Source organism: Paenibacillus sp. 2003, assembly GCF_031455635.1.
GTDB lineage: Bacteria > Bacillota > Bacilli > Paenibacillales > Paenibacillaceae > Paenibacillus > Paenibacillus amylolyticus_B.
Genome location: NZ_JAVDTB010000001.1, coordinates 1,894,126 through 1,919,726, shown reverse-complemented (window position 1 = coordinate 1,919,726; position 25,601 = coordinate 1,894,126). Strand labels below are relative to the sequence as shown.

The window sequence follows — 25,601 nt, the reverse complement described above, 5'->3', positions numbered from 1 at the left end:
TGATTAGAGTTTTGTTCTGTTTACAAACTACACTGCACGGTGTAGTATAACAAATGTAGCATATCAAATCAATGATCAAGGAGGATTCTATTCATGAATACCAAGCCGTCTTTTGTTGATGTTCTTATTGTCGGGGCCGGTCCTACAGGGCTTACACTTGCCTGTGAGCTGGCCCGTCGAAACATCGACCATCGTATTATTGAACGAAGTTCCTTATTTAACGTTGCTTCTCGCGCCAAAGGAATACAGCCTCGCTCGCTTGAAGTCGCGGATGATTTGGAGGCCGTCCACTACATTATTGACACAGGTGTTGTGGATTTGCCTGTTCGTTATTATACCGCAGATGGCAGGAGTGTGGACAAGCCGTCTATTACCGTTGCAGCCAGCCCCGAACTTGAAACACCCTATCGCGATCCGGTCTGGATTGCTCAATATGATGTAGAAAAAGCATTGCGCGACCGATATGCAGAGCTTGACGGTCAAGTTGAGTTGGGCATGGAAGCCATAAGTCTTGTTCAGGATGTGGATGGTGTAACGATAACCGTGCATTCATCACAAGGAGAAAAGCAAATTCGCGCTCGTTATGTAGTCGGCGCTGACGGAGGCAAAAGCAATATCCGCAAATTTATTCACTTACCGTTGGTTGGGGAAACACGTGATCATGAGCGATGGTATCTTGGCGATGTACGATTGGAAGGGTTAGATCGTGACTTTGGCAACTGCAGGCTACAATTCCGGAAGACATCGAAGAACCAGAGCAGCCGTCGCTAGAGGCGTATCAAGCCATGTTTGACCGTCGCGCAGGGGCCGGACGTGTTCGGCTTACGGCTGCTTCCTGGCTGTCCATCTATCGGGTCAACGTTCGTATGGTTGAATGTTACCGCAACGGCCGGGTCTTCCTTGCCGGCGATGCTGCTCATGTTCATTCGCCGGCCGGTGGTCAAGGCATGAATACGGGGATGCAGGACGCGTACAATCTCGGCTGGAAACTGTTCGGATGTGATACGGGGAGCGGACACCGCCTTACTCGACACGTACGATGAGGAGCGCCGCCCAGTGGCTCAAGCTGTTCTTGAGGACAGCACGAAGAAGATGGGAGTGGTCATAGGAACGGCGACTGAAGGCGGAGGGTTGTCCCAAACTTTGAGCACCATATCCGACGATCTGACGAGTGGGCTACTCATTTCCTATCGCTCAAGTTCGCTTACCCGTCGTTCTGCTCGAACAAATGTTACCCGTTCATTTCCTGGGGATCGTGCTCCTAATGCTACGGGCCTGCAAGGCACCGGATTTGCAGGAAGTCTCTTTGACCTATTGCGAGGCCCACACTGGACGCTTTTGGCTTTTGCAAACAGCGTCGATCCTTCGCTGAAGAACTTCACTAACAACGAACTCCATATACATTATATCCTGCCATCCAACGTGGATGGGGCGGCGGAAGGTTTAATAGACACAGCAGGTAATGCCTATCGAATTTACGATGTTACAAGTAAAGAACTTGTACTGATTCGTCCCGACGGTTACATTGCAATGCGTACCTCCATTGATGATACTTCATCAATTTCGAATTACTTGAATTCCATTTATCGGGCAAACTGATTTGGACAAGACCAGCGGGAAATAAGATAAATACAAGAGGAAATCAAAGAAGGGCAACTTTTGTCACCAAAAGCGGCCCCTCCCCTTTTACTCAATCCATTTTTTTGAATTTTTCCTCTTGAAATACAATCTTTAATCTAATTTGACACTCCGGCTAGCTGTAAAACATCTTCTAATGTCAATTTCCCAATAACCTCATACCCTTTTTGATCTCCCAGTGGTTTTAGAATAACGGTCTCCATACTCGCAAGTTCTCCTACTCCTATCCCAGGAGGAAAAGAGTGAGCTATAATTACTCTGTTAACATGAGTTGGAGGTATTTGTTCAATTTCATTTGTAAATGCTTGCAATGTACTATTTATTTTTTCAGTGCTCGGATTTTGACTGAGATTATATATGTTTAACCAGAAATCATTTACTTTTACCTGTTGTGTACCAAAAGCAATCTGAGCCGTTTGGAGGGTTCTACATAAAGGACTTGCTTCTACAGGTATTTGGAGGGGAATGTTTAATTTACGGATAGCCTCGCCATACTTTTCAGCTTGTTCCTTTCCCAATACACTTAAATTCCGCTGCGTAGTGCAATCTGTTAGACTAAAGTTTTGTTGATCTTCCCCTACAGTTGCGTCTCCATGTCGGATATAAAGGATATATCCGCCTTTTTGAAGATCTTTTATGAGAGAAGATCCGGTAATCTCTGCTCCCCAGGCACTATAAGTTGTTCCAAGCAACAGAAAAAAACAGGGTATCAAAATGAATAATCGGTACATTTCTCTTCCACCTTTTTTCTTCTACACTCCCCCTTATTGCGATAACTTATACAACGCGCTTCATCTATTCTACGGATTCGTTCGAGAAAATCTACGCCATGTTACAATCCAGACTACTGAAAAATCGTTCAACAAAAACATCACCATATATTTTCTTCATATGGGCTGTGTTAAAAATATATTGTTCCATAGGCTCAAGCCTGCGAAGACTGCGTACCAGTACCTTCCGATCATCTTCAGATAGATTAGGGTCATCGTCTATCTTCATCAAAGCATTTTTCACACGTGCGGATACCTGTTCAACATACAGATGGTTTTTGGATTTTGGCGGAATACATTGCGTCAGGTCACAGCTCACAAAACGAACACCGTCAAGGATGCAATTTTCAAAATTGACGATTAACTTTTGTTTGCCATTTCCCTCAAACGTAATATCCACTAGCTTGCCGGTAAAGGAACAATTGACGATACTCGCCGCTTGTAAAATCCGGTCATTGAATCTACATTTATAAAAAGTACAGTCGATAAACGTAGCGTTCTCCAATGTCATCCCTCTCATATCGCAGGAGGAAAATTCGCAATTTGTGAAAACAGCTTCGTCTTTGGCAATGCCAACAGAGCGCAAATCGGAACGAATAAATGTACAATGATCAATCGTACTACCGGCAAAAAATCTCGCATTTGTAAGATCACAGGTATCAAATATAAGATGTTTCAGGTCACAGCTCCAAAATATAGGTGAACCAACATTTGAGTTTATTATGGTCGTTCCGCTTATCGTTTCGTGTTCATACCTGACAATATCAGAAAAAAATTCGTTGTTTACTGACATACCAGACTCAAGTCTTTTCATCCCTATCACCATCATATCTTCAGAATCTTTTTCATTATAATAACCTTATTTTGGAGTTGAATTCTCTCTGGTATCCCCTTCTCATTTTACTCTAAAATTGTTTTGAGCATATTTGGTTACGAGAAGGACAGTAATGGATAGATAGGTTAAAGTCAACACCATGATAACAGCGGTTAGTCCCCATAGTGGAGGACCTAGAAACATCGCCACAACAAAACTCAATGAAATAAGGCCGTTTACGAATGAGAAAAGAGGACTACTGGTTTCCAACTCCGTTGTGTATGGTTGAATTACATAGTATAACAACAGATGATGTACTGAGAAAAATACAGCCAGTGCAATGGTTATAACCCAGATAGGAAGTAGCAAACGTATATCCTGTCCTCCAGTTAATACAAGTATAGATACACTTACTACAGCTACTAAACAAGAACCTAACTTTAGATTTATGCTTAATATACTTCTAAATCGTAACAGAAAATGCTGCTTCGCATGCTGCCGGTAAAATGGATAGCGCATCAACGGCTTATCAACATGGTAGAATAGAGCCTTACAAATCTGGCTACCTACGGTCAGATTTAGCATGAACATAATGATTAAAGGTGAGAATCTTTCAATTGAATCTAGTGAAAGATGATTTTTGAAAATGAGTACCAACAAAGGTAGGAGTATGCCTCGGTTGATCCAATCACAGATCCAAATAGAGGAAGGTTTAGTTTTGTGAAGGGAAGGTAAGCAAAAGTCAGTGCCAGCAACATGCTCAAACTCGTAGCCCATATTTTCTGTACAAGAATAATGCCTTTCCATTTAAATAATGCCAAATGTAGCGACTATAATGATTTTACATAGATAATTATGCTCGGATTCTGAATTAATACAAATATCCTAATTAAATCCTGAATCTTTGTCACTAATTCCTCACTAAAAAGGGAACGAATAAACCGGCGGGTGTTTCATTACATGGCAGTTTGTTTTAAGTTATCAAAAGCTAGCTTTCCGAAATATTACAGGACGGACTAGCACATACTAAGGAACAACAGTTGGCTGAAGCTTACATAACGGAGGTCTCATCATGGTATTTACAATCACAATTATCATCGTTGCACTGTTTGCAATATGGGGAGCCGTCGCTCCTGATCAGCTGGCAGATGTGGCTAATGTTGCCTACAACTTCTCTATTCAGAATTTTGGCTGGTTTTATTTGCTAGCGACACTGTTCTTCCTGGTCTTCGCTTTTTATCTGGCGTTCAGCCGATTTGGCGGTATTAGGCTTGGGGATGACGATGATGAGCCGGAGTATTCTACGCTTTCCTGGCTGTCCATGCTGTTTAGCGCTGGTATGGGCATTGGGCTGGTTTTTTGGGGAGTAGCTGAACCGCTGTCCCACTATTTATCTGCCCCTGAGGGGGCGGTACCCGAAACAACGCAAGCAGCCATACTTTCAATGCGTTATTCCTTTTTCCACTGGGGGCTGCACCCTTGGGCTATCTATACCGTCATCGGCTTAGCGCTTGCTTACTTCCAGTTCCGGAAAGGATACAAAGGGCTGATCAGTTCCACCTTTATTCCTCTGATAGGTGAGCGTCTTGCTGCAGGCTGGCTTGGTAAAGTCATTGATATTCTGGCGGTCATTTCCACCATCTTTGGTGTTGCGACCTCGCTTGGATTGGGTGCACTTCAGATCGGCGGGGGTCTGAATCACTTATTCGGTATTCCTAACTCGACTCTGTCTCAGGTTGTCATTATCATAGTTGTAACCGTACTGTTTTTAATCTCGGCAACCTCCGGTCTGGATAAAGGTATTAAGATTCTGAGCAACGTTAACCTTGTTATAGCTTTGTTATTGATGGTGTTTGTATTGGTGACTGGACCGACTTCTTTTATATTTGACACATTCACAACAACCTTGGGCAGTTACATGCAGAATATTATTAACATGAGTTTGAGACTGACGCCGTTCTCAAGAGAAACCTGGATTGGAGCATGGACGTTATTTTACTGGGCATGGTGGATCTCGTGGGCTCCTTTTGTCGGCACTTTTATCGCAAGGGTATCCAGAGGAAGAACCATAAAGGAATTTGTAATTTACGTCATGGTTATTCCAAGTCTTTTCGGATTTATCTGGTTCTCCGTCTTTGGCGGAACAGGACTTCACATGGAATTGTTCAATGCCGCTCATCTGGCGGAGGCTGTCAAGGAAGATACAACAACCGCTTTATTCCTTATGCTGGAGCAGCTGCCTTTGGGCACGATCGTGGCATTCATCGCCACAATGCTGATCATGATCTTCTTTATTACGTCGGCTGATTCAGCTACCTTTGTACTGGGTATGCTTACTTCAGATGGCAAGCTGGACCCAAGTGCAAGAGTGAAATTAACCTGGGGAATCATGCAGTCCTCCATCGCGGTAGTACTGCTAATCAGCGGGGGGTTAACTGGCCTCCAGACGGCATCCATTGTAACCGCATTGCCGTTCGCTATTGTCCTTATCGGTATGTGTTTCTCCCTGCTCAAGGCTCTAAAGGCTGAGGACAAAGAGCGCCGTCAGAAGGAAAAACGACAGCGCCAAAAGCTGAAACGACTGCTGGAGGAACAAGAAATCTCGCTGAATGAAATTTCCGGCAGGTAATGTATACTTGATCTCAATAGAGATGGTACCTGCCTTAAGGCGGGTGCCTTTTTATACAGACTGTAGCGTAATTTTTCTACTCTTACATTCACTCAATCGGATTTGACCAAACTAATGACCTTTTTACAAGGACAGCAAACTCTGTTCTCTACCAAGCCGCTAAATTAGGGACTTAAACAATTTATCAGCTTTCATTTATGAAAGGTCTTAGTGGTCAGAGCATTGCTATATTAAGTTATGTAGATCCCATGACCGTATATTAAATAATGGATGCTATACTCCCTAATGGGATCGACATTTGTTAGTGAAATGAGGGAAAGTTCACCCATGTAGTACAAAACGTGGGTGAACTTTTAGTTTGATGAGGTCCACTGTAATAAACTAAAAATATGAAGCCGCCCAAGAGATTGGCTGCCCTATACTATTTTCTACATAATAAGTGCTTACCAAAGATACAAATCTTGCCCCATTAATTTAAAAATAGCTTCAATAAAGTAATAATCTCCATAAATGATGGACTGGTGATGTTCTTTTGCATGATAAGCCGATGATCCATTCATTAAGATGCAGTCACAGTTCTTCGTCCAGTCAGCCCGAGCCTCATCTAATACTTTTAAGAGCTTGATAGCAGCGCTCAGATAAAGTTCCTTCTCATGCAGCCCGACAACCTTGGATATTTCAATGAGTCCACATGCAGCAATCGCTGCGGCCGTGGAGTCTTCATATGCGGGTTCTTTTGGTTGCCTAAAGTCAACAGGAATAATCCCATTTTCTGGAATGTTGGCGATAAAATAATGAGCAATGCGCTTTGCCGTATTTAAGTATTCTTCTTTGCCAGTATGAATATAGCTCATCATAAAACCGTAAAGTCCCCACGTCTGACCTCTGGTCCAGGAAGAGCCGTCCTCATATCCCTGACCGCCATACGTTTTAACGACTCCCCCATTAAATGGGTCGAATTCAACAATGTGATTGACGGATCCGTCTGGACGTACAAATGTTTTCATTACTGTATCTGCATGCTTCATGGCAATCTGCTTGAACCGAGGATCGCCGGTTTCTTCAGTGGCCCAATAAAGAAGCGGAATATTAAACATACAATCAATAATCGCCCAACCTCGACTATCTTCTTCAGGAAGGTCGTTCCATGCTCGTATAAATTCCCCTGCTAGGTTATAGCGACCCGCCAGAAGATTGGCTGCATGTAGCGCCCTTTTTCGGGACTGTGGATTTTGGGTGATCTTATAGTTTGTGACACTGGTTGGCAGCCACATAAACCCCACATCGTGATGCAATCCGTAATACTGCTGCAGCCCGGCATCCAATTTATCTTCTGAGAGGTTCGCATACTTTTTGTATTTCTCCTGACCAGTTAGATGATACATTTGCCACATCATCCCCCCCCAGAACCCATTGGTCCACCAGTTGATTCCGTCAGCGTGCATCCCGCTTGGATTCTGGACTGATCTGTCATCATGTACTCCATTTATGGTCGTATAAGGAATTTTATCCTTCGATTTCTCGCTCACCCAGTCCATTTTTTCGGTTATACGTTGAACGACTTCTTGAAGCCAAATACTCGATTTCCCTATGGTTAACATGGCTATTCTCCTGCTTTCCTTATATAGTTTACTCTTTCTAACCGCTTAGGTTATACGTTTCAATCTTCTAATTTTCTTTCATCTAGGCATATAAAATTGGGGGAAGTTTAGTTGTGTATAATTGCACTTGTGAAAACAGGAGTAGCAATGCTGATTTGGCTCTCGTATAGTTGTCATTAATAACCAGACTTATGAGAGAACGGTCATCCATTTGAGCCATTCTAATATTGACCAATAGAGATTACAAACGAATAGTGCAAACGGACCGAGGAGATTTTCAGGAGGGAATTACTACATTTATGCTCCAGTTCCTCAGCGCAATTCTACTTATACTCGTTGTACTTTTACATTACCGACGTGGGGTCCGAGAATAAGATCTTTGTCTTTAGATAAATGTTCGCCATTCACCACCACATTCTCGAATCTCACGTTCTCTACCTTGCGTGTTTCATCGTAGCCTTCAATATGGGAAGGATTCAGACAACTTCCGTTATACTTAATGTTTTTGAAGAGAACATTGCGGATCTGTTTACCGGGAGCGGGATTGTATTTCGGATTTTGCAGCACTCTCACATTGAACAATTCTCCCAATTCGAAGGGTTCAATACGGATATTCTCATATACCACATTCTGTACTGTATTGTTGTCTCCCGCATTGATTGCCAGACATCCCCAGTAATCCGGCTGTGGTTCATGATGCTCGAGGATATCAATATCGCTGAATACAATATCCTCAATCACATCTCCATCTCCTTCATAGTTGCCATGTGTGCCTATATTGGCTGGGTGCGCCACATCTGCCCACAAGATCGAACGGGTAACACGAACCCTCCGCGTATCGCCTCGATATTCATCCCGTGAAGCATAGATCGCAATACAGTCATCAGAAGTACGCAGAAACACACTGTCGATTGTTACATCTGAACAGGCCATCATATCAATCCCATCTGACCATCCCCGGGTGCTGAAGGTTTTGATGTTACAAATATCTATAGAATTGGATTGTCCGATCAGGACTGTATAATGGGGCGGATCGATGACCGTGATGCCTTCAATGGATATATTTCGGGCATAACTGATTTCCACCCCACGATAAAAGGTCGTTTTCTCAAAATCGGAAAGGTACAGAATTCCTCTGCCACGAATGACCACGTCCTCCACGCGGCTACAAATAAATCCTCCATAGATTACTGCGCCACCGGCGATATAGATCATAGTATTCGAAGGTACCTCTAAACGGGATGTATCAAAATGATGGAGACCGGGTTGAAAGTATATCACTTTGGATCTCACTGTTGAACTCATATCTGCCAAATTCCCCAGAATATCTGCCATGTTATGTAATCCCAGTTCAAGCGGCAGGACACCGTCATCCGAAACTTGCGGGACATCCTGCTCCAGAGCATTAGCAAAAATGTGCAGATTGTGGAATCGATCTCCGTTCACTTCCAAGGATAGCTGCTGCGGACCCTCCAGATGAAGCGACATACGTTTTGCTTCCAACTTACAGCTTAACCCTGTTGAGATTGGGCGGATGATCGCCGCCTGAACACTCCCTTCATTCTTTACAATCTCCAGTTCCACCGGTCCAGAACAATCAAACGTCACCATCGATGCATTGCGGATGTCATGCATATCGACCTTCACATTGTAGCTGAACAAGGGCTGCCACTCCCCATGCGGCTTGCGGACACTCACGGTGAAATCAGGGTTGACTACGGCACCAGCCGGGGCTGGATAAACCACTAAATCGGTATTAACAGTCTGCATATCCGTTCTCCTCCATCCCTAGAGATGAGCCAGTTAGCAAATGAGCACCGTTCCCACGTTCATCTGCTAACGATCTTGTGTTCATCCCTGAAAGTCATTTTTATTTACTGCGCTCCTCGTAAATCTGTTGGGCCTCATCCAGTTCCGACTGTCCTCCCGAGTTCAGCCACTGTGACCGGAAATCATCAAAGTCTTTGTCCGTGTTGGCTTCACCGGAGATTGCTTTAATATAATATTGTGCCTGCAATGTATTTAAGATGGCCTCATACTGGGCTTTGGTCTTCATTACCGTGGACTGCATCAGATCACTCAGGACAGTAACGCCCTCTACATTAGTCAATTTCTCTTTGAAAGCCAGCTTTTCAGGAGAATAGTGATGTTTCATCATGGAACTTACTTTGGCACCGAATGGATTATAGAAACCTGCACCCAGTTCACTCATTAACTCCGTACCCGCCGCGGCTTCCGTAACAACCGCCAATTCGCCCTCCAGATTATAGGAGTTTCCTTTTTCGCCAAACACCGTCGTCAAGTAACCTTCCGTATCCGTTGTGACATACTCAAGAATTTGCAGAATTTTGATTCGTTTGGCTTCATCCTTCTCCAGCTGTGCTCCAAACAACAACGGAGGCTGCAAGGCTCCGTTGGCCATCGCATACTTCTTGCCATCTGGCCCAGAGAACGGAACACCGGGAACAAGTTCAATGCCTTTATCTTTGGAGATCAGGCCAAAATATCCATCATCATACAGATGGTGCCACATTCCCGTCTCGATGATGCCCGTTCGCAGACTGACAAACTTGGTTTGAATCTCGCTATTACCATCGGTGATGAATTCAGGATCAATAATGCCCGCCTTATACCATTCATTTAGCAACTTCAACGCATTGCGAGCTTCCTCTGTAATTGCGCCATAAGTTACTTTGCCATTCGCGTCCAGTTTGAACTGGTACGGAGCTACTCCGTAAGCTGCGAACACCGTATTGAACAGCTGTGCCTGGGCATCTTTGCCTCGTCCGGTCAAGCCGTACGTATCTTTTTTACCGTTGCCGTCCGGATCATTATTCATGAATTTGGTCAGCACATCCTCAAGCTCAGCAAGATCCTTTGGCGGTTCAGTATAGCCAATAGCCTTCAGCCATTGTCCGTTGTATGCGGGAATAAAACCCGTTGCACCTTCCCCCCATACCTTGGGAACACCCCAGTTCTTGCCGTTGTATGTACCTGGGTCCCATGCATTTGGATCAACGCTCTCCACGTCCGCCGTGTATTTAGGCATGTATTGCTTGATCTCCTCTTGGGATACACTCGCAAGGATACCTTGATCCGCCCATTGCACCACATCGCCTACGGTGCCGTCTACGGAAATAATATCCGGGATCTGGCCGGAAGCCAGCATGACGTTGAATTGTTCTTTCCAGGTTGCCGTCTCGAAGGAGATATTCTTGAACTTCACATTAAATTTCTCTTCCAAAAACTTCTGGACGTAATTGTTATCGGCTTTGGGGATATTCCAGTTGTTTGCGATTGAAATCTCAATTGGCTTCTCATTGCCCCCATCGAAAGTTTCACCTGTACTGTTATCAGTAGTCGCACCACCACTGCAACCGCTCACAAGTAATGAAACCGACACCACTAGGCCCAACATACCGGTAATGAATTTCTTTTGTTTCATTTCTGAATTCCTCCCTTTTGATCTAACTATTTGCATATTGAATCAAAACGCCCTGAGACAGCTTGAATGAACCCCTATCAGCCTTTGAGTGAACCTACCATCGTTCCTTTTACGAAGTACTTTTGCAGAAATGGATATACAATAATAATGGGCAATGCCGTGAACATCAGTGTAGCGGCTTTGATCGGTTCCTGATAACCCAATTCTGAGCCCTTAACGTCTGCCGCGAACATGGATAGATTTTCTCCTGTGATTACCACTCGTCTCAAGAACGTCTGAAGCACTTGCTTGGAAGGGTCCTGAATGTATAACACCGCGTCAAACCAAGCATTCCAATGCCCTACCGCAGACCATAGCGACAACGTGGCAATAACAGGCATCGATAACGGGAGAACCAGCTGAAACAGAATACGCAGATCGTTCGCTCCGTCGATTTTGGCCGAATCCTCCAGCTCATCAGGGATGTTCTGAAAGAAATTACGCAGAATCAGCATGGAGAACGTACTGATTAACCCCGGAATAATGTACACCAGCCGCGAATCCAGCAGCCCAAGGGATTTGATCAGGAAGTAGGAAGGAATCATCCCACCGCTAAAGAACATCGTGAACACAATTAACATCGTATACACATTGCGATGCGGCAAGTATTTACGGGATAGCGGATATGCTCCAAACGACATGAACAAGATTGAGCAAACGGTCCCCACTACTGTACGAAAAACGGTGTTTCCGAACCCCATCCAGATATCTTGATTGCCCAGTACCTTCTCCCAGGCAAACAAAGATACCTGCTGTGGATACAAATGGATGCCCAATCTCAATGCTTCTGCCGGTGTACTGAACGAGATCGATAGCATATGGACAAACGGATACAGCATGACAATACACAAAATAATCATGAACGTAATCAAACAAGCCTGAAAAAGGTTACTGCCCCTGCTATGCTTCACTGCCTTGTCCTCCAATCTGGTTATTCTGTTTAGAAGAGCCCCTGCTGTCCAAACCTTTTGGCCATATAGTTCGTTGCCAGTACCAGCGCAAAAGCAATCACATTCTTGAACAGACCGACCGCTGTCGTCAGGCTGAACTGGAAATTCTGCAAGCCTACCCGGTAAACATAGGTGTCCAGAATATCCGCCACACTATAAGTCGCAGGTGAGTAAAGGTTCAAAATCTGATCAAAGCCGGCATCCAGTACATTGCCAATGCGCAGGATAAACATCAGCACAATGACCGGCATAATTGTCGGAAGCGTAATACTGAGGGTCTGCCTCCAGCGACTCGCTCCGTCCATCACAGCAGCCTCATACATTTCGGGTTGTACACCTGCAAGCGCAGCCAAATAGATAATCGTGCCCCAGCCGACTTCTTTCCAGATCGCCGAAATGACCAGTGTTGACCGGAAATGATTCGGATCTCCCAGAAAATAGACCGACTCCAATCCCACAAGCTGGAGCAGATAATTGACCACACCGGACGATGGAGACAACAGTGTGATTAATATCCCCGAAAGAATGACCCAGGAGAAAAAATGCGGTAGATAGGTCAGCGACTGTGCTACCCTTTTGAAGGCACCTGACCGGATCTCATTGATCAGCAGTGCGAGTATAATCGGCGCCGGGAATCCAAACAAAATATGCAAAAAACTGATGACGATCGTATTCTTCAGAATCCGCAAGAAGTCAGGAGATTGAAAGAACAAAAACTCGAAATGTTTGAAGCCCACCCACGGACTTCCCCAGATTCCATCCATAATCCTGAAATCTTTGAAGGCCAGTTGAATACCGTACATTGGGCCGTATGCAAAGACCGCGTACCAAATCATCACCGGGGCAAGCAGCAGAAACAGATATCTGCACTTCTTGTATTCCCTCCATGTTGCTGCCCATTTTGACGGCTGTCCATTAAATATATTTTTTTTGCCGTCCACTTCCGGATTGTGCACCGGGTTCATGATAACTGCTCCTTTCCAACCATCCAAAATTCCTCAAGCCACACTTCAATCTTAGAATTATGTAAGCGCTTTTTCTATTGCAAGTTCATTCGATTCCTTATAAATTCTTTCACGGTTTCTTATAAAATCTATAGAATTCATAAAAAATGACCGCTGCTTGGGTAACATTCGTTAGATGCTCCAAACAACAGTCATATTCACCTTACCTTCTACCTCCATACTTGCTCGTGCTATTCCTTATCCAGAGAGATTGAATCCAGCGCTACCAGCTGGGAATTCCGATACTGTACAGGCGTTACGCCGTAACGTGATTTGAATTTGCTGTGAAAATACTGAGGATTCCGGTATCCGACTTGCGTTGCAATAACCGACACCGAGAGACGTGGCTGATCACGCAGCAGATCCGCAGCTTTTTCCAACCGCAACCGAGTTACATATTCCGTAAAAGATTCTTTAGTCCCTTCACTGAAAAGTGTAGAAATATAAGCAGGGGCGAGTGAAACCTCCTTCGAGAGGATCTGCAGGGATAACTCTTCATGCAGATGATCTGCAATATACACCTTCAACGTACGAATCACATCCATATGTGCGTGGTTACCGGCATACTTTAAATGTTCCGTAATCTGCATGCAGAGTCTACGTATCCCTTCAACCGTATCGATCAGCGTATCCTTTTTCAATTCATCAAAGATATTGGAATGCGGCAGAAAGTGCTGTAACTTCAACTCAAGCACCGATTGATACAATTGCATCATTAATTGCAGCACAGCGAGCTCCGCAGTCTCGATCTGCATATGACCATCCTGAAGAACCTCCAGAAAGTGGTTAATGAACTCAGCAACTGCTTCCTGATCCCCTGCCTGTAGTGCATTTTTGAAATGATCGTATTGAAACAGATAAGGCGCTGTACTCATCGCCAGAACTCTGGAATACGTAACGATGGAATCTTTTCCATATAAAAAATGATATCTGCTTGCCTGCTTGGCCATCTGATAAGAATCGGCGAGCGCTTCTGGATGGTCTACCCTACTCCCAATAGCCGCGCCAAACCGGGAATCCTGCTCAGCAGAATACTGAGCTTCCAGCAAATCGGCCATAATACGGTCTTCTGCGTCCTGCTCATCAGGAGAAATATAATAAATGATAGCTGCCTCATTCTCATTCAATGGAACGAAGATGCTGTGTAAAGACCGATTCATCTTTTCATAACGCATCTTCAGACCTGCACTGCCTTCATTTGGAATCCGGAGATAGACGGTGCAATAGTGATATCCCGGTTGAATGAACTGTTCCGCTTCGATCTCCAGGCTCACGCCAAGCAAAAGGTTTTTCAAATCATTTTTTCTGGCTTGGGTTTCGAGGTTTACGATCTTTTCCTCCATCAGATGAAAGGTGCTTCCGATAAAAGCGTACTCATTACCTAAGGACGTGACAGCACTTGATGTATGTAAACCTTTGATCTGCATCATCAGTCTCTTTACCGGAATGTAGAGTTGTTTGGAGAAAAAGAACGATAGTAGCAAACCAAATAGAACAACTACGCCGCAACTAATTACAAGACTGTTTTTCAACTGTTCAGAGGACAGGACAAACGAGTTCATCGGACGATACATCGCATAAGTCCAATCCTTCTGGGAGTTCGCGGACTCCAGATAAGACAGCACGGCTTTGCCTTCCGCTCCTTCAATAATCTGTTCTCCGCTTTGATAGTTGTGAATGGTATTCTGCAATAGACCACCGAGAGCCTCATTATACTCCCCCGTGTGAAGAAGCTCTTTACCGGAAGAGTCGAAAATATACAACTGATCTGCCGGAGAACTCAAAATTCGGGAAGCCGCCGTCTGCAGATATTCCACCCCTACATCCATAAAGAAATAACCCATGGTTGGCACGCCAGGTGTCTCGTATGGCAGTTTAATCACATAGGTCATCACCTTGCTTCCATCCGCCAAGGTCCGAAACAGCCATTCTTTAGGTTTTACTTCGTTCAGCTTCATAATGAAAGCTGCATCTTCGGATGTATCACTCTTCATATGAAAGTTGCTGGCATCCACGACATAATGATTGGCCGGAAAATAAACGGTAACATTGGTTAGCCCTTCATTTTCAATCCTGTAGAATTCCAGTTCCTGCCGAAAGGATGCAATTCGACTCAAATTCCCCTCCCAACTCTTCGTTAACAGTAGATTCAAGTTGAAGTTATTCTGAATAAACCGAATGGATAGTGCTTTATTCTGCAGGTTGTCTTCATATTTCTTTAATATCGTCTGCTCGATATAATCCTTGGCGGAAACCAGGCGGTTTTTATTGTCTTTGGCAATCTCATCCTCCATCATTTCATTGGCCTGGGTATACCAATACCCACCCATGATACCGATCAGAACCACAGACAGAACAGTATATGACAATATAAATTTGATAAAGATGGTTTTTCTGTATTCAGGCATTTTCATCCATCCCCTTTAGCTTCGCTCATCGTGCACTATCCAGTCCCTACAATAATGTATGCGCTATCATAAATGAGATCAACAATGGTTATTCATATTGCTTAAGCTATCAAAATCATTCTCTAAAATCCAGTATAAAATCTTTAACTTTATTCTAATTTCTTTCAACCCTGTCCCGGACCTGCACTTATCTGGTACAAAACAAAGCAAAAAAAATGCCCCAAAGCCTCCTTGTATAGGAACTTCGGGACATAAACATTGAACACGTGCTTTCTTGCAGACAAGCGGATTCGTCAAAATGCATTATTAGGATGGTTCGAGCTTCCACTGCTGGTTACTACTTAACAAAAATCTCCATTGCTGAATCAGAGCTCCTTCTGCCGAAGATGCATTCACCACGTCAGCGGGTTATTATCGAATGCACAGGAGTGATTCGATAATAACCCTGCCCTGTAGGAATGAAGGCAAACCTCTGATTATCACCGCCATTATTGCTCCACAATTGAAAGTTGGCCCCATGACTCAAGGCACCGCTTGCTACATCCAGCGAAAGCCCGCTCTGTACATTTTTGATACTGTATTGGCCACCGCCAAGATGAGTCACGTTCCACTTTTGATGGGCTCCCCCCGTGTAGGTGGATTTTCGAACTTGTACACCGCTTGAAGTACCCGCTGCTTCCATAGCTTTGCCATCCAGACGCACAACAAATCGGTACGTGCCATTAGCTATATTCCCATTGGGAAGTGTGGCTGAACCACCGCTACCCGCCGGACGAGTATATAGAAGTGTTCCAAATCCAAGCTGATCAAACGTTGAAGGATAAGCGGTGTTCGGGCCTTCCTCTGGTCTCATCAGGTTGGCACGAGCAGCAATGTTGGGTACGGATAGACCCTTACGTTGTGCATAGTGGTTATAGATCATCTCCCAAACCGGACGGTACTCATTACGGCTCGCACTCGAAATCACAGTCTGGGTCTGAACAGCACCGTTTGTTCCAGAGCCCCATTCATAGGTCGCAAAAGGGACATTATCATCTCCATTGTTATACTTGGCAACGTATTCTGCAGCGCGCAGGAAACGATTGTTCGCCCATCCATACAGATCTTCCCCTTGATTCCATGCCATTTCATTGATTGCACCCATCAATCCAATCCCTAATATCGTGTGTGCCTGGTCACGTCCGGATTCCTGCCATTGTGCAAGCCCGTTCGGATGCAGGAAAGGAATTGCGTTATAGATGGAGCCATTTCCATTACCGTGCTTCAAATATTCAATGCCTACTTCATAGATGTCACGGCGGTCACAGAAAATACCAATCGCAATCGTCGCCGCCATGTTGCTCAGATCCCAGTTCGCCCAGTAATTCTGGATGTAGGCGTCGTTGTGGTCACCGCCGAATTCATTGCCAATAAGAAAGCGTTCATTAAGCGGCTTGTAAAATACATTTAACAGCATATTTTGCATCTGGGTCACATTGAACCCAGGGTAATCCCGCATGATCTCCGCTGCGTTAGCCATCTGGTAACCGTATATTCCGGACGCCAAGTAACGGTCGGCATTACCGGTGAGTGTCGTTAGCGTCGATGACCATGCATTCAGAATGTCACGGGCAGTATCACCGTTAGCCGTATTACCACTGATTTTCCATCGCAGAGCATTCTGATATGCACGTGCTATATCGTTATACAGCAAGGCGACATTGTCGCCTGTCCCCCCCCCGGATAATTGTAGACTTCGCACTCGGAGTCCAACCAGACTCTGAAAGCGGACTGTTCAGCAGCTGATTCCATCCATCCAGATAAGGCTGCGCACCTGCGCCTACCATCTGCTGCATGCGGTTGAAATCTGCCTGTGTATGCAGAAGACCAGGGTGCGTAAATTCAGCTGCTGCTTCTGCCTTTGCCGCAAAACCAAATCCGAACATCCCCATACACAGACTGAACACCATGGTAACAATCAAAGTTTTTTTCATCCTGCACCAGCCACTCCTTTCATCCTTCTTCGTTCGTTTCCGTCTTGATAACCAGTGCCTGTATTGCCTGAAGCAACTCATTAGCTGCGGAATCAATCTGTGTTTGGGTGCTATCAGCATCTTCCGCTATTTCCGTGGCCAGTAATTTGGCCGCCAACATGGCGGTAAACCCAGCCTCATCATAGATTTCCGCCTCTAATGTGCCTGCTTGTTCCAGTAGCTTTACCAGCAGGGTTGGGTCTGTGGGCTTGCTGTACAATTCCAGTTCGGCCACATTGGCATAGCCGCCCGGTGAGTAGTACCTCAGATATCGGAACGCTGTATCGTTGGTTATCTGAGCCGTATACCATTGGACGCTGCTAATCCCGCTGATGGTATTCAAATCGGTGTAATGCGTACCATCGTTAGAACCCTGCAGAATAGCTCCGTTAACTCGCGTAATTTCTGAGGCCTTACCGTTTCTCGGATAAAACTTGAAGCTCGATAATGACTCGGCCTGATTTTCTCCCAAATCAATATCAATCCATGATACAGCATCCATTGTATCGGTAAACGTATCGACATTGCTGTCCACGGCACGCCAACCATTCTGCTCTTTGGTCCCCTTATTCTGATAGACTGGCGTGGAAGCCGCCACCATGGAAGGCGTTACGCTAATCTTCTGTGCAGGCAGAGAATCAAGAGAAACCAGCTGCTCTTGAGCTTGGTACAGCTCCTCCAGCAAAGCGGGCCGATCGGATGCAGGATGGTTAAAGAGTGCTCGAATCCGCTCAACCTCTTGCATGTATTTGTAATAGCTTCCCTTGGTATATCCATCCGGGCTGACTACCTTGGAATCGATGCTGCGAATATCATATTGTCCGTACAATTCCACTTCTGCCACATTACCGTTCCAGGCAGCGCTGTTGTAAATTCTCAGGTATCGGTAAGCATCATGATCAATTATTCTGTCCCCGCCAATGTAAGTCCACTTGCCTTCTGCTGTTCCTGTGACGGCTGAAATCAAGTTCGTCCAGCTGTTATTGTCGTTCGATCCTTGCAGGACGACTCCATTCATTCTTGCAGGATAGGAGGCTCTGGGCATCAGCATCATATCGCTCACGGTAACCGATACATCTGGTCCAAAGTCCACCGTATAGTAGGCTCCGGCACCAGTAGCCAGATCGCCATAAGTGCCCGTATTGCCATCGAACAATAGATACCCTACCTGTTCCTTGCTCAGTCCCCCGGTACCATATTGTTTATCCGAAGCTGTTACTGTGGCCAGCCTGGATACATCGAGGAGCTTGGACTGGTTCACCAAATACAGCGAAGATTGATCCGTCGTGAAGAGGGCAGGACCTACCGACAGCCCATTAGCCGTTTTGTAATCGATGGCAAAGCGGATAGGACCTGTAGGCGCAAGATTGTCCATGACTGCCGATGCCGTCCAGTTCAGGTGATCCGTTGAATGCGCCGTTGCTTCCTTACCTTGAATCACAGCCTGCACATCTTGAATCGGTTCGGTGGATTCAAAGGTCAGCACAACCGTATTGCCTGTATCAACCCGGTTCTGTACGCTCTGGGGAGAGTTTATTGAGAGCGATTGAAGTTTATTATTCGTTTCATGGCGTTCACCAAATATTCTGAATTCGGACAACTCCAGCATGGTACTGGATGGCTCAATCATCTGAATCTTAAAGAAACGGAAAGGCGTATTCTTGTGTGCTTCGCTGACCTCCAGTGTCTGCATATCTTCAGACACGACAGTTAACTCTGGAGTTAGTCGTGTCCAGCTTTCATTATCATTGGAGCCAAAAATCGCAGTACCGCCGATCCGCTCGGGAAAGCTCGCCCTTACCTGAAGGGAGAAGGCATCCGCACTCACCTTATAATCCGGTCCAAAATCCATGGTGTGTGTCAAATTGACGGCGTTACCATAAAATGCAAAACTCCCCGCGTAATTATCCAATAAATTCAGCGTTTCATTGTAGAACGTTGCGGCAGTCAGCATACTGGAATAGTCCATACTTCCATCCTGAAGCTGCGGTGTTAACTCCCGGAGATCTGCTACCGCAGATCTCAAATCCACCAGCTTTTGCAAAAACTCGTCATCCGTTGCCGTTGCTATTACGTCCATGATATCAGCATATATGTTATTGTAGTGCGTTAAACTCGCCGATACATAGGTGGTTTCCGGGTTATAGGGAGCAATTACTGCAGCAACGGCAGATGATCGGTCAGCGCTCACAACGACCCTGACTTCTTTGGCTGTGATGGAGGTTCCATCCGTTGCTCCTAACACTATGGAATAGGTCCCGACCTGCTCCGGCCTCCACGAAAAAGCCCCCCTACTTTCGTCAAACACAGCCCCCTCAGGCTTATGATCGATCTGGTAGGTGACGCTGTCGCCTGCGCCTGCGTCCGTTGCAGAAAAATCGTACTGCAATGCAGCATCTGACCCGACATACGAATACAGATCAAGAGAGGTTCCGCTATCGTTAAAGACAGGTGGCGTCAGCTGTTCACCCGCTTTAAGATGGATGTGATCCATATTCACTACAGTACCCGCTCCCTGAATTTTGAAATACGTCAGATCACTTAGACTTCGCAGGTTGTGCATGGTATAGGTTACATATTTCCACTGTCCCTGGGTATTCGGCAAAATCAAAGGAGCATCGTCCCACCCATTGATCACAAGCTTGGCGGTACCATTGGTCCGTATTCGCAGTCCTATGGTTTTGACGGGAGTGCTGGTGCTGACGATGGAGACTCGACTCCCTTCTTCCGTGGCTGTAATCTCTACAAAGGATGTTGCACCCTCTTGTTTGATCTCGGAATGAGAATCCAGACTTGTAGCTCGGTGTTCCATTTCATTCCAATCCGCATTCGTCGATACTTTAGGAAGTGTTGTTGCACCTTCAGTCGCTGCTTCTGCAGGGATAAACATCCAATAATCAGCGCCTCCATCTGGAGATTCCCAATAAAAAGGCAGTCGCTTCTTAAACATATCGGCATAGTAGGGAGCTTCCTCTTCCATATCTACGCCTGCCGCATATTTGTAATAATAGTAGAGACCATAGACGTTGCCGCCAATACGTCCTCTGTACCCTTCAGCCAGCTCCTTATAGATAATGGTCGGATTGCCATCGGCATCCGTATGAGCCGCCACCGGTGTCCATGGCGTATCATGGCCCAGCATGAACTGTGCAAAATAATCGGCCGCCTTCAATATCCTTTGATCCAAATATTCGTAGGCAGTGACCGCATTCTCCGCACTGGACACCGTTCCTGCGACTGGATCGACCTTGGTTCCCTGTGCTTCCAACAGGCGGGCCAAGATCTCCACATTGGTGATATCCCCAGCGCCGTGGGCCTGATCCCTACCCATCTCCACATGCTGAACTCTCGGTGGAACCACCGCTTCACCTGTCAGAATATTAGTATCCACCCATCGAAATAACTGCTTAATCGAGCCATTTTGTCCTTGATCCACAGCGGTCTCATTCACGGTAAACCATTCCACGCCCTCATTGTAACGGTCACGGTTTCCTGTAAAAATATATCCTGACATGGCTCCAAGGAGGGGATACAGATGCTGGTTCATAAAATACCCGTTATGATGCTGGAATGTATCAATGACCGGATAGATGAGATTATTGCTAAAATCTGTTGTGTCCTGATCTGTCCATTCCAGATCTTGCGTTGTGCTGCTCGTATATCTTAAAATCTCTGCTGCTGTCACCATCCGATTCAGTGGAATTCCAGTGTGAATATGCGAATCGGTGAAATAGCTGTATTTTGCCGGGTCCATCTGAGACCAGATTCGGATGATGCCCATCGCATTAGCTCTGTACACCTGTTCCCCTGTTACATAGTACATGATGGCCTGCGTGTAGGCCTTTAAGCTGTCTGCTATAAATTTGGAGTTAAAGGATTGGCTGTTAAAATTCACGCTGCCAGGCTTTGTCGGATCCGAACTGCTCTGATTGCTGGACGTAACGTTTCTGGATGCGGCTCCAGACTCGGTCATTCGATTAAAATAACTGTACCAGGGCTCCTGCTTTGCCAGCACCTGTGTGCGCATATTCTCCAGAATGTCCTTGGTAAGCCCAATTCCCGGATGCTTGAAACCGCTTGCATCAATTTCCTCATAAATCGTTGGCAGATATTCTGCTGCCATATTCTCGTTGAGAGATGCCTCACCAGATACCGGATAAGGATAACCCGCTACAACCAAACTAACGATTAACATAAACATTACAATACACTTGGCCTGGTTTTTTAAGCCGCGCTTTTGCCGAGATGCCATTTACACTCCTCCTTCATGTCGTAGACTTGTGTGCCATTCAATTCGTTATGAATTGATGTTTCGTTATTCTCTATAACATTGCAGGATTTCACAAGCTGCGTCCATTGCAAAATCATTCAATTTGTTAAGATATCTTTCAAATCATCAAGGCAGCGTTAGCTGAAACAGGCTTAAAACAGCTCACATTTCGTTTTATGAGTGCAAAAGAAAAAGCACCCTGAAGGATGCTCGAAAAATGATGTTTGACCAACATCGTTAATGCTTGTGCCTTCTGCCAGTTCAGGAGTTTACAGAGTAAATAAGTCTCTAATGATCTTTGCCTCCGGATCTGTATGTTCTGACGCAATTTAATTCTCATTGACGATTTAATACGCTCATGGTCCACTCCCTGTTTACCTTTCAATGGTGTCCGTTGGCTCATACAATGTGAACATTTTCATGTAATATGGTACTTAGTGAGGTTTTAACTACATCGCTTATTATTTAGATATACACCTAATCGGTAATCGGACCATGTTCTTGTCAATGCTCCCAGGAATATTCCTTCTCTTGGCATATTGTTAATCGCAGCACTGTGATATCCTTTCTAGGTAAAAATATCCATTGGAGCCGTACGAATATTTCCCTCGGTGGCTTGACAAATACGTTCATTCACTTCTTGGGATCCACGGCATTATCGAGCTCTCCCAGTATAAAATGTTGGATGCAATTTGCTAGTTGTTTCGCATGAGTTATTACAAGCATATGATCGGCCCCTTGGATTTCGGCAAACTGAATCGCAGGGACACGCTTAAAGTGCTCGGCGATATTATACATGTCCGGCCATTCTATTGTTCCTTGTATGAATAGAGTACTTACTGCAATTTTCTCTAACCGTTCAATCGTAGGCGGCTCTGGCCACAGGACCTCAAAGCATCTCCACTCGGTAAATACCCTTGCCATGTAGTGAGCATGCATTTCACTCAGAAAACTCCCATGGGGGCTAGCCATCGTAGCCCGATAGATCGGTCCGGCCAAGGACAACTCCACAAGTTTAGAAATATCGGGAGCGGCCGCATTCACCGATGTCATATAATTGGTAAATTCCTGCGAATATACATATCCCGTCAATGAAGGGGCAATCACCACAAGTTGTTCAACCATGGAAGGATATGATAACGTAAAATCAGTCGCGACTTGCCCACCCATGGAATGGCCGACAAGTGTGGCACGGTCTAGCCCGAGATGTTCGAGAAGTTTGCGCAAATCCTCCACAAGTGAAGTTGGCTCTTGCATAGCAGGGGAGCGACCCGTTCCTCGACCATCGAAGGTAATGACCTTGAAGGATTGCGCTAGTTCCGGCACCATATACCTCCACATCCTTGAGTCGACACCTCCCGAGTGAATCATGACTATTGGGGATCCATCCCCTTCGATTTCGTAAAAAAGTTCCACTTGTCATCCTCCTCAATAAGATAATAGTATCCTGTTTATCTTCGAATCTAAAGATCCCTCTTACGCGGTGCAATGATTTGACTTGGAATTTTAAAATTGTCTCAGAAGGTATCAAAGTAAGAACGTGCCTGAAGGAATCGGGCAAGATGAGCATGAAGAAGGACTGAGATCCACGCTAGTAGGCCTGGCTGCTCTTCTTGAGTAAGGAGTTTCTCTCAGAATCATGACAGATCTACTTTTTATTTATTTAATTGATGAAGCTAAGTCCTGAATCTCTTGTTCATTAATTATATTTTCCTTCGCGTGGTTAGTCACAATGATAACAATTTTCCAATTATCCTTTTCTAAATAAAGGTATGGGACATGATTTAATTCAGTACTGGTTATAAATTTAGCTGTCCCACCTTGAATTGATAATTCTTTAACGACCACCTCATCAGTAGTTTTTGCAAAAAATTCAGGCTGTCTGTTAATATTATAATTCGCAATGACTTGGTAGTAACGATGCTGCGTACGGATAGAATAATCGTACCCCAGTGGCTTATCACTTTCTTTTCTAATCCAAACTTCTTTTTCACCAGACATTTTTTCCAATTGATGCGGCCATGGAATGGAGATCCCAAGCGACTTCTCTGCCTCTTTTTTATTTGAAACTTTAAACCGAGTATCGCCTGCAGTATCTGTCCAGGAAAATCCGACTTCGGCGTTTTTCCCGTTCTTAATTAGTTTGACTTCTAAAAACTGTTCTATGAATGCTCGCACCGGTGTTTGAAATACTACAAAAAAGAATAGTAACCCCAAAATACATGCAGCAATAACACCTTTTCTATAGATCCTTTTATGTTTATGTCTAATATTTTTATTTGAGTATTGTTCCCATACATTTTCGAATAGAACAGATGAATGGCTAGATTTGATATTGTTATGTATAGCATGTTTGATTTCCGTTTGATTAATTTCGCTCATAGGAAGCTCTCCTTTTTCGAGATTCTATGGTTTCACTTTCAGGATCTGTCTGCGAAGTGTAGTCAATGCAGTATGCAGTCTTGATTTGCAGGTACCTATAGATACACCTAATATTTCAGATACTTCAATTAGCTTTAATTCAGTATAATAATGGAGTATTAAGATTTCTCTGCTCTTTAATGATAACTGGTCAATTTCTTTCCATAGCCGCATAGATTCTTCATTTTGTATAATTATATCCTCAATCAATTCCTTATCAGCTATTTCAGGTGTATACCCAACAAATGTTAACCATTTTTGCTTGCGAAGCATGTTACGCATCGTATTTATAGATATTTTGTAAATCCAAGGCTTTATCGACTTAGTCGAATCAAAAGTATTAAACTTTCTAAAAACTTGAATAAAAGTCTCTTGTGTGATGTCATCAGCGAGTGTCTCTGATCTCGTTAACAGTAATGCGGTTCGATAAATATATTTGGAATAATCGGTAAATAGCTGCCCTGCTTCATCACGTGTGATTTCGAGTGCCATTATTTCTTTCCCCCCTTTTTGATGTTTTTCATCTTATATACACATTCAAATAGGATTTGGTTCGGTATAAATTAATTCCTGTTACGTGAACAAAAAGAGCCAATCAATTGATTGGCTATCTTCAGTTTATTGAGCTAACCTGCCCGTTAGCTTAATAAACTGAAGCAATTCGGTACAGTTCTTATAGAATTCTGTATATGGCTTATGTAAAATTCGTTGGCAGATTGCGATTGCGAACAGCGCCATACAGCATGGGAATAGTAATCAGAAGGCTGATGATAACGGGAACCATAGACCCCTCAAGTCCAAAATCACCTCCAGTGAGAAGTGAAGGACCATGCACTTTCACAATTAACAGACCGGCTGTAGTGTGTCCAGAAACAGGAATACCAAGCAAACCTTCAAGTGCATTCCAGGAAAAGTGCAGACCCATGGCAAACCACAGGTTCCGTCGCCACATAAACGCGGCTCCAAGCAGAACACCTGCTTCTAAGGTTATGGCGAACGCGCTCCATAATGTTGCTCCTGTATTCCCAAGATGGGCTATTCCAAAGAATAGAGAAGTCACAGCGAGTGCGGCCCAGTTTCCCAGCAATTTATTCATGGCTTGAAACATTAGTCCACGAAAGATAAGTTCTTCGACAATGGCTGCGCCTAAAGCGGCTTCAACAGAAGCGATTAGAACAGTAACCGTATCCGCATCATTCGCCCATTGAAAGGAGTAACCTCCCAATGAAACAATAATAATAGCAGATAAGGCAATAAAGATAACCCCGGTTAGTGCTCCCATAACTGCTTCAACCCCTGCGCCCTTTCTGGATAACTCAGGAATGGACCGACGGGCCAAATATTTCATGGTAAGCATATAGACTATGATGGCCAGAAAGCCCAATGTTAGTGTCAACAGAAGAGAAAGCAAGCCCGGTACTTGCTCTGCTAGCGGCCGGATGGACGCATCCACAAGAATTATGCTGATAGCCCCCACAATCATCCAGATAATTGGAAAGCGCCAAAACAAACTCCATTTACTTAATTTCTCATCCATCTGCGAATGTTCTTTGTGTGCATATCTTTTCTTCATGTCTTGAGTCAGCTCCTTTATAGCATG

The 25,601-nt window shown here is 44.7% G+C and carries 19 protein-coding genes; 4 read left to right on the top strand and 15 right to left on the bottom strand.

Annotated features, from left to right (window positions below; genetic code table 11):
- The first annotated feature begins 93 nt into the window (after nucleotides 1–93).
- The 3 genes from J2X75_RS08425 to J2X75_RS08415 are packed head-to-tail and all read left to right on the top strand — an operon-like array spanning nucleotide 94 to nucleotide 1,599.
- Complete coding sequence (locus J2X75_RS08425; protein ID WP_310335707.1) at nucleotides 94–771, top strand: FAD-dependent monooxygenase; 678 nt, start codon at nucleotides 94–96, stop codon at nucleotides 769–771.
- A gap of 14 nt (nucleotides 772–785) precedes the next feature.
- Nucleotides 786–1,043, top strand: a complete 258-nt coding sequence (locus tag J2X75_RS08420; protein WP_310335706.1) for an FAD-dependent monooxygenase — start codon at nucleotides 786–788, stop codon at nucleotides 1,041–1,043.
- A gap of 13 nt (nucleotides 1,044–1,056) precedes the next feature.
- The gene (locus tag J2X75_RS08415) at nucleotides 1,057–1,599 is read left to right on the top strand and encodes an FAD-dependent monooxygenase (RefSeq protein ID WP_310335704.1); all 543 of its coding nucleotides are present in this window, start codon (nucleotides 1,057–1,059) and stop codon (nucleotides 1,597–1,599) included.
- A gap of 137 nt (nucleotides 1,600–1,736) precedes the next feature.
- Here J2X75_RS08415 and J2X75_RS08410 read toward each other — a convergent pair whose 3' ends face one another.
- Together J2X75_RS08410 and J2X75_RS08405 are read right to left on the bottom strand one after the other, a co-directional pair.
- Nucleotides 1,737–2,369 carry a histidine phosphatase family protein gene (locus J2X75_RS08410; protein WP_310335702.1) on the bottom strand — a complete coding sequence of 211 codons (633 nt, stop codon included), beginning with the start codon at nucleotides 2,367–2,369 and terminating at the stop codon, nucleotides 1,737–1,739.
- Nucleotides 2,370–2,460: 91 nt separating this feature from the next.
- Nucleotides 2,461–3,222: a pentapeptide repeat-containing protein gene (locus J2X75_RS08405; protein ID WP_310335700.1), complete on the bottom strand. Its 762-nt coding sequence runs from the start codon at nucleotides 3,220–3,222 to the stop codon at nucleotides 2,461–2,463.
- A gap of 1,072 nt (nucleotides 3,223–4,294) precedes the next feature.
- Between J2X75_RS08405 and J2X75_RS08400 the strand changes: the two genes are divergently transcribed.
- Nucleotides 4,295–5,851, top strand: coding sequence for a glycine betaine uptake BCCT transporter (locus J2X75_RS08400; protein ID WP_310335698.1), 1,557 nt, complete (start codon nucleotides 4,295–4,297; stop codon nucleotides 5,849–5,851).
- 443 nt (nucleotides 5,852–6,294) lie between these two features.
- Here J2X75_RS08400 and J2X75_RS08395 read toward each other — a convergent pair whose 3' ends face one another.
- From J2X75_RS08395 to J2X75_RS08335, 13 genes are all read right to left on the bottom strand, one after another.
- Complete coding sequence (locus tag J2X75_RS08395) at nucleotides 6,295–7,452, bottom strand: glycoside hydrolase family 88 protein (protein ID WP_307536142.1); 1,158 nt, start codon at nucleotides 7,450–7,452, stop codon at nucleotides 6,295–6,297.
- A 327-nt stretch (nucleotides 7,453–7,779) separates the two neighbouring features.
- Nucleotides 7,780–9,222 carry a glycosyl hydrolase family 28 protein gene (locus J2X75_RS08390; RefSeq protein ID WP_310335695.1) on the bottom strand — a complete coding sequence of 481 codons (1,443 nt, stop codon included), beginning with the start codon at nucleotides 9,220–9,222 and terminating at the stop codon, nucleotides 7,780–7,782.
- A gap of 100 nt (nucleotides 9,223–9,322) precedes the next feature.
- Nucleotides 9,323–10,897: an extracellular solute-binding protein gene (locus J2X75_RS08385; protein WP_310335693.1), complete on the bottom strand. Its 1,575-nt coding sequence runs from the start codon at nucleotides 10,895–10,897 to the stop codon at nucleotides 9,323–9,325.
- A gap of 77 nt (nucleotides 10,898–10,974) precedes the next feature.
- Nucleotides 10,975–11,847: a carbohydrate ABC transporter permease gene (locus J2X75_RS08380; RefSeq protein ID WP_223869055.1), complete on the bottom strand. Its 873-nt coding sequence runs from the start codon at nucleotides 11,845–11,847 to the stop codon at nucleotides 10,975–10,977.
- Between the two features lie 29 nt (nucleotides 11,848–11,876).
- On the bottom strand, nucleotides 11,877–12,851 hold the full coding sequence (locus tag J2X75_RS08375; RefSeq protein ID WP_150367097.1) for an ABC transporter permease: 975 nt from the start codon (nucleotides 12,849–12,851) through the stop codon (nucleotides 11,877–11,879).
- 230 nt (nucleotides 12,852–13,081) lie between these two features.
- Nucleotides 13,082–15,298: a helix-turn-helix domain-containing protein gene (locus tag J2X75_RS08370; RefSeq protein WP_307536151.1), complete on the bottom strand. Its 2,217-nt coding sequence runs from the start codon at nucleotides 15,296–15,298 to the stop codon at nucleotides 13,082–13,084.
- Between the two features lie 400 nt (nucleotides 15,299–15,698).
- Nucleotides 15,699–16,991: an RICIN domain-containing protein gene (locus J2X75_RS08365; RefSeq protein WP_310335688.1), complete on the bottom strand. Its 1,293-nt coding sequence runs from the start codon at nucleotides 16,989–16,991 to the stop codon at nucleotides 15,699–15,701.
- A complete protein-coding gene (locus tag J2X75_RS08360; RefSeq protein ID WP_310335686.1) occupies nucleotides 16,981–17,271 on the bottom strand; it encodes a hypothetical protein in 291 nt (96 codons plus the stop codon). The genes J2X75_RS08365 and J2X75_RS08360 overlap by 11 nt, the downstream gene beginning before the upstream one ends.
- 19 nt (nucleotides 17,272–17,290) lie before the next feature.
- Nucleotides 17,291–21,562 (bottom strand): discoidin domain-containing protein, encoded by a 4,272-nt coding sequence (locus J2X75_RS08355; protein WP_310335684.1) that lies wholly within the window; start codon nucleotides 21,560–21,562, stop codon nucleotides 17,291–17,293.
- 651 nt (nucleotides 21,563–22,213) lie between these two features.
- A complete protein-coding gene (locus tag J2X75_RS08350; RefSeq protein WP_310336702.1) occupies nucleotides 22,214–22,951 on the bottom strand; it encodes an alpha/beta fold hydrolase in 738 nt (245 codons plus the stop codon).
- Between the two features lie 288 nt (nucleotides 22,952–23,239).
- Nucleotides 23,240–23,962 carry a hypothetical protein gene (locus J2X75_RS08345; protein ID WP_310335682.1) on the bottom strand — a complete coding sequence of 241 codons (723 nt, stop codon included), beginning with the start codon at nucleotides 23,960–23,962 and terminating at the stop codon, nucleotides 23,240–23,242.
- A 24-nt stretch (nucleotides 23,963–23,986) separates the two neighbouring features.
- A complete protein-coding gene (locus tag J2X75_RS08340; RefSeq protein ID WP_310335680.1) occupies nucleotides 23,987–24,493 on the bottom strand; it encodes an RNA polymerase sigma factor in 507 nt (168 codons plus the stop codon).
- Between the two features lie 202 nt (nucleotides 24,494–24,695).
- Nucleotides 24,696–25,574 (bottom strand): CPBP family intramembrane glutamic endopeptidase, encoded by an 879-nt coding sequence (locus J2X75_RS08335; RefSeq protein WP_310335678.1) that lies wholly within the window; start codon nucleotides 25,572–25,574, stop codon nucleotides 24,696–24,698.
- Nucleotides 25,575–25,601 lie beyond the last annotated feature (27 nt).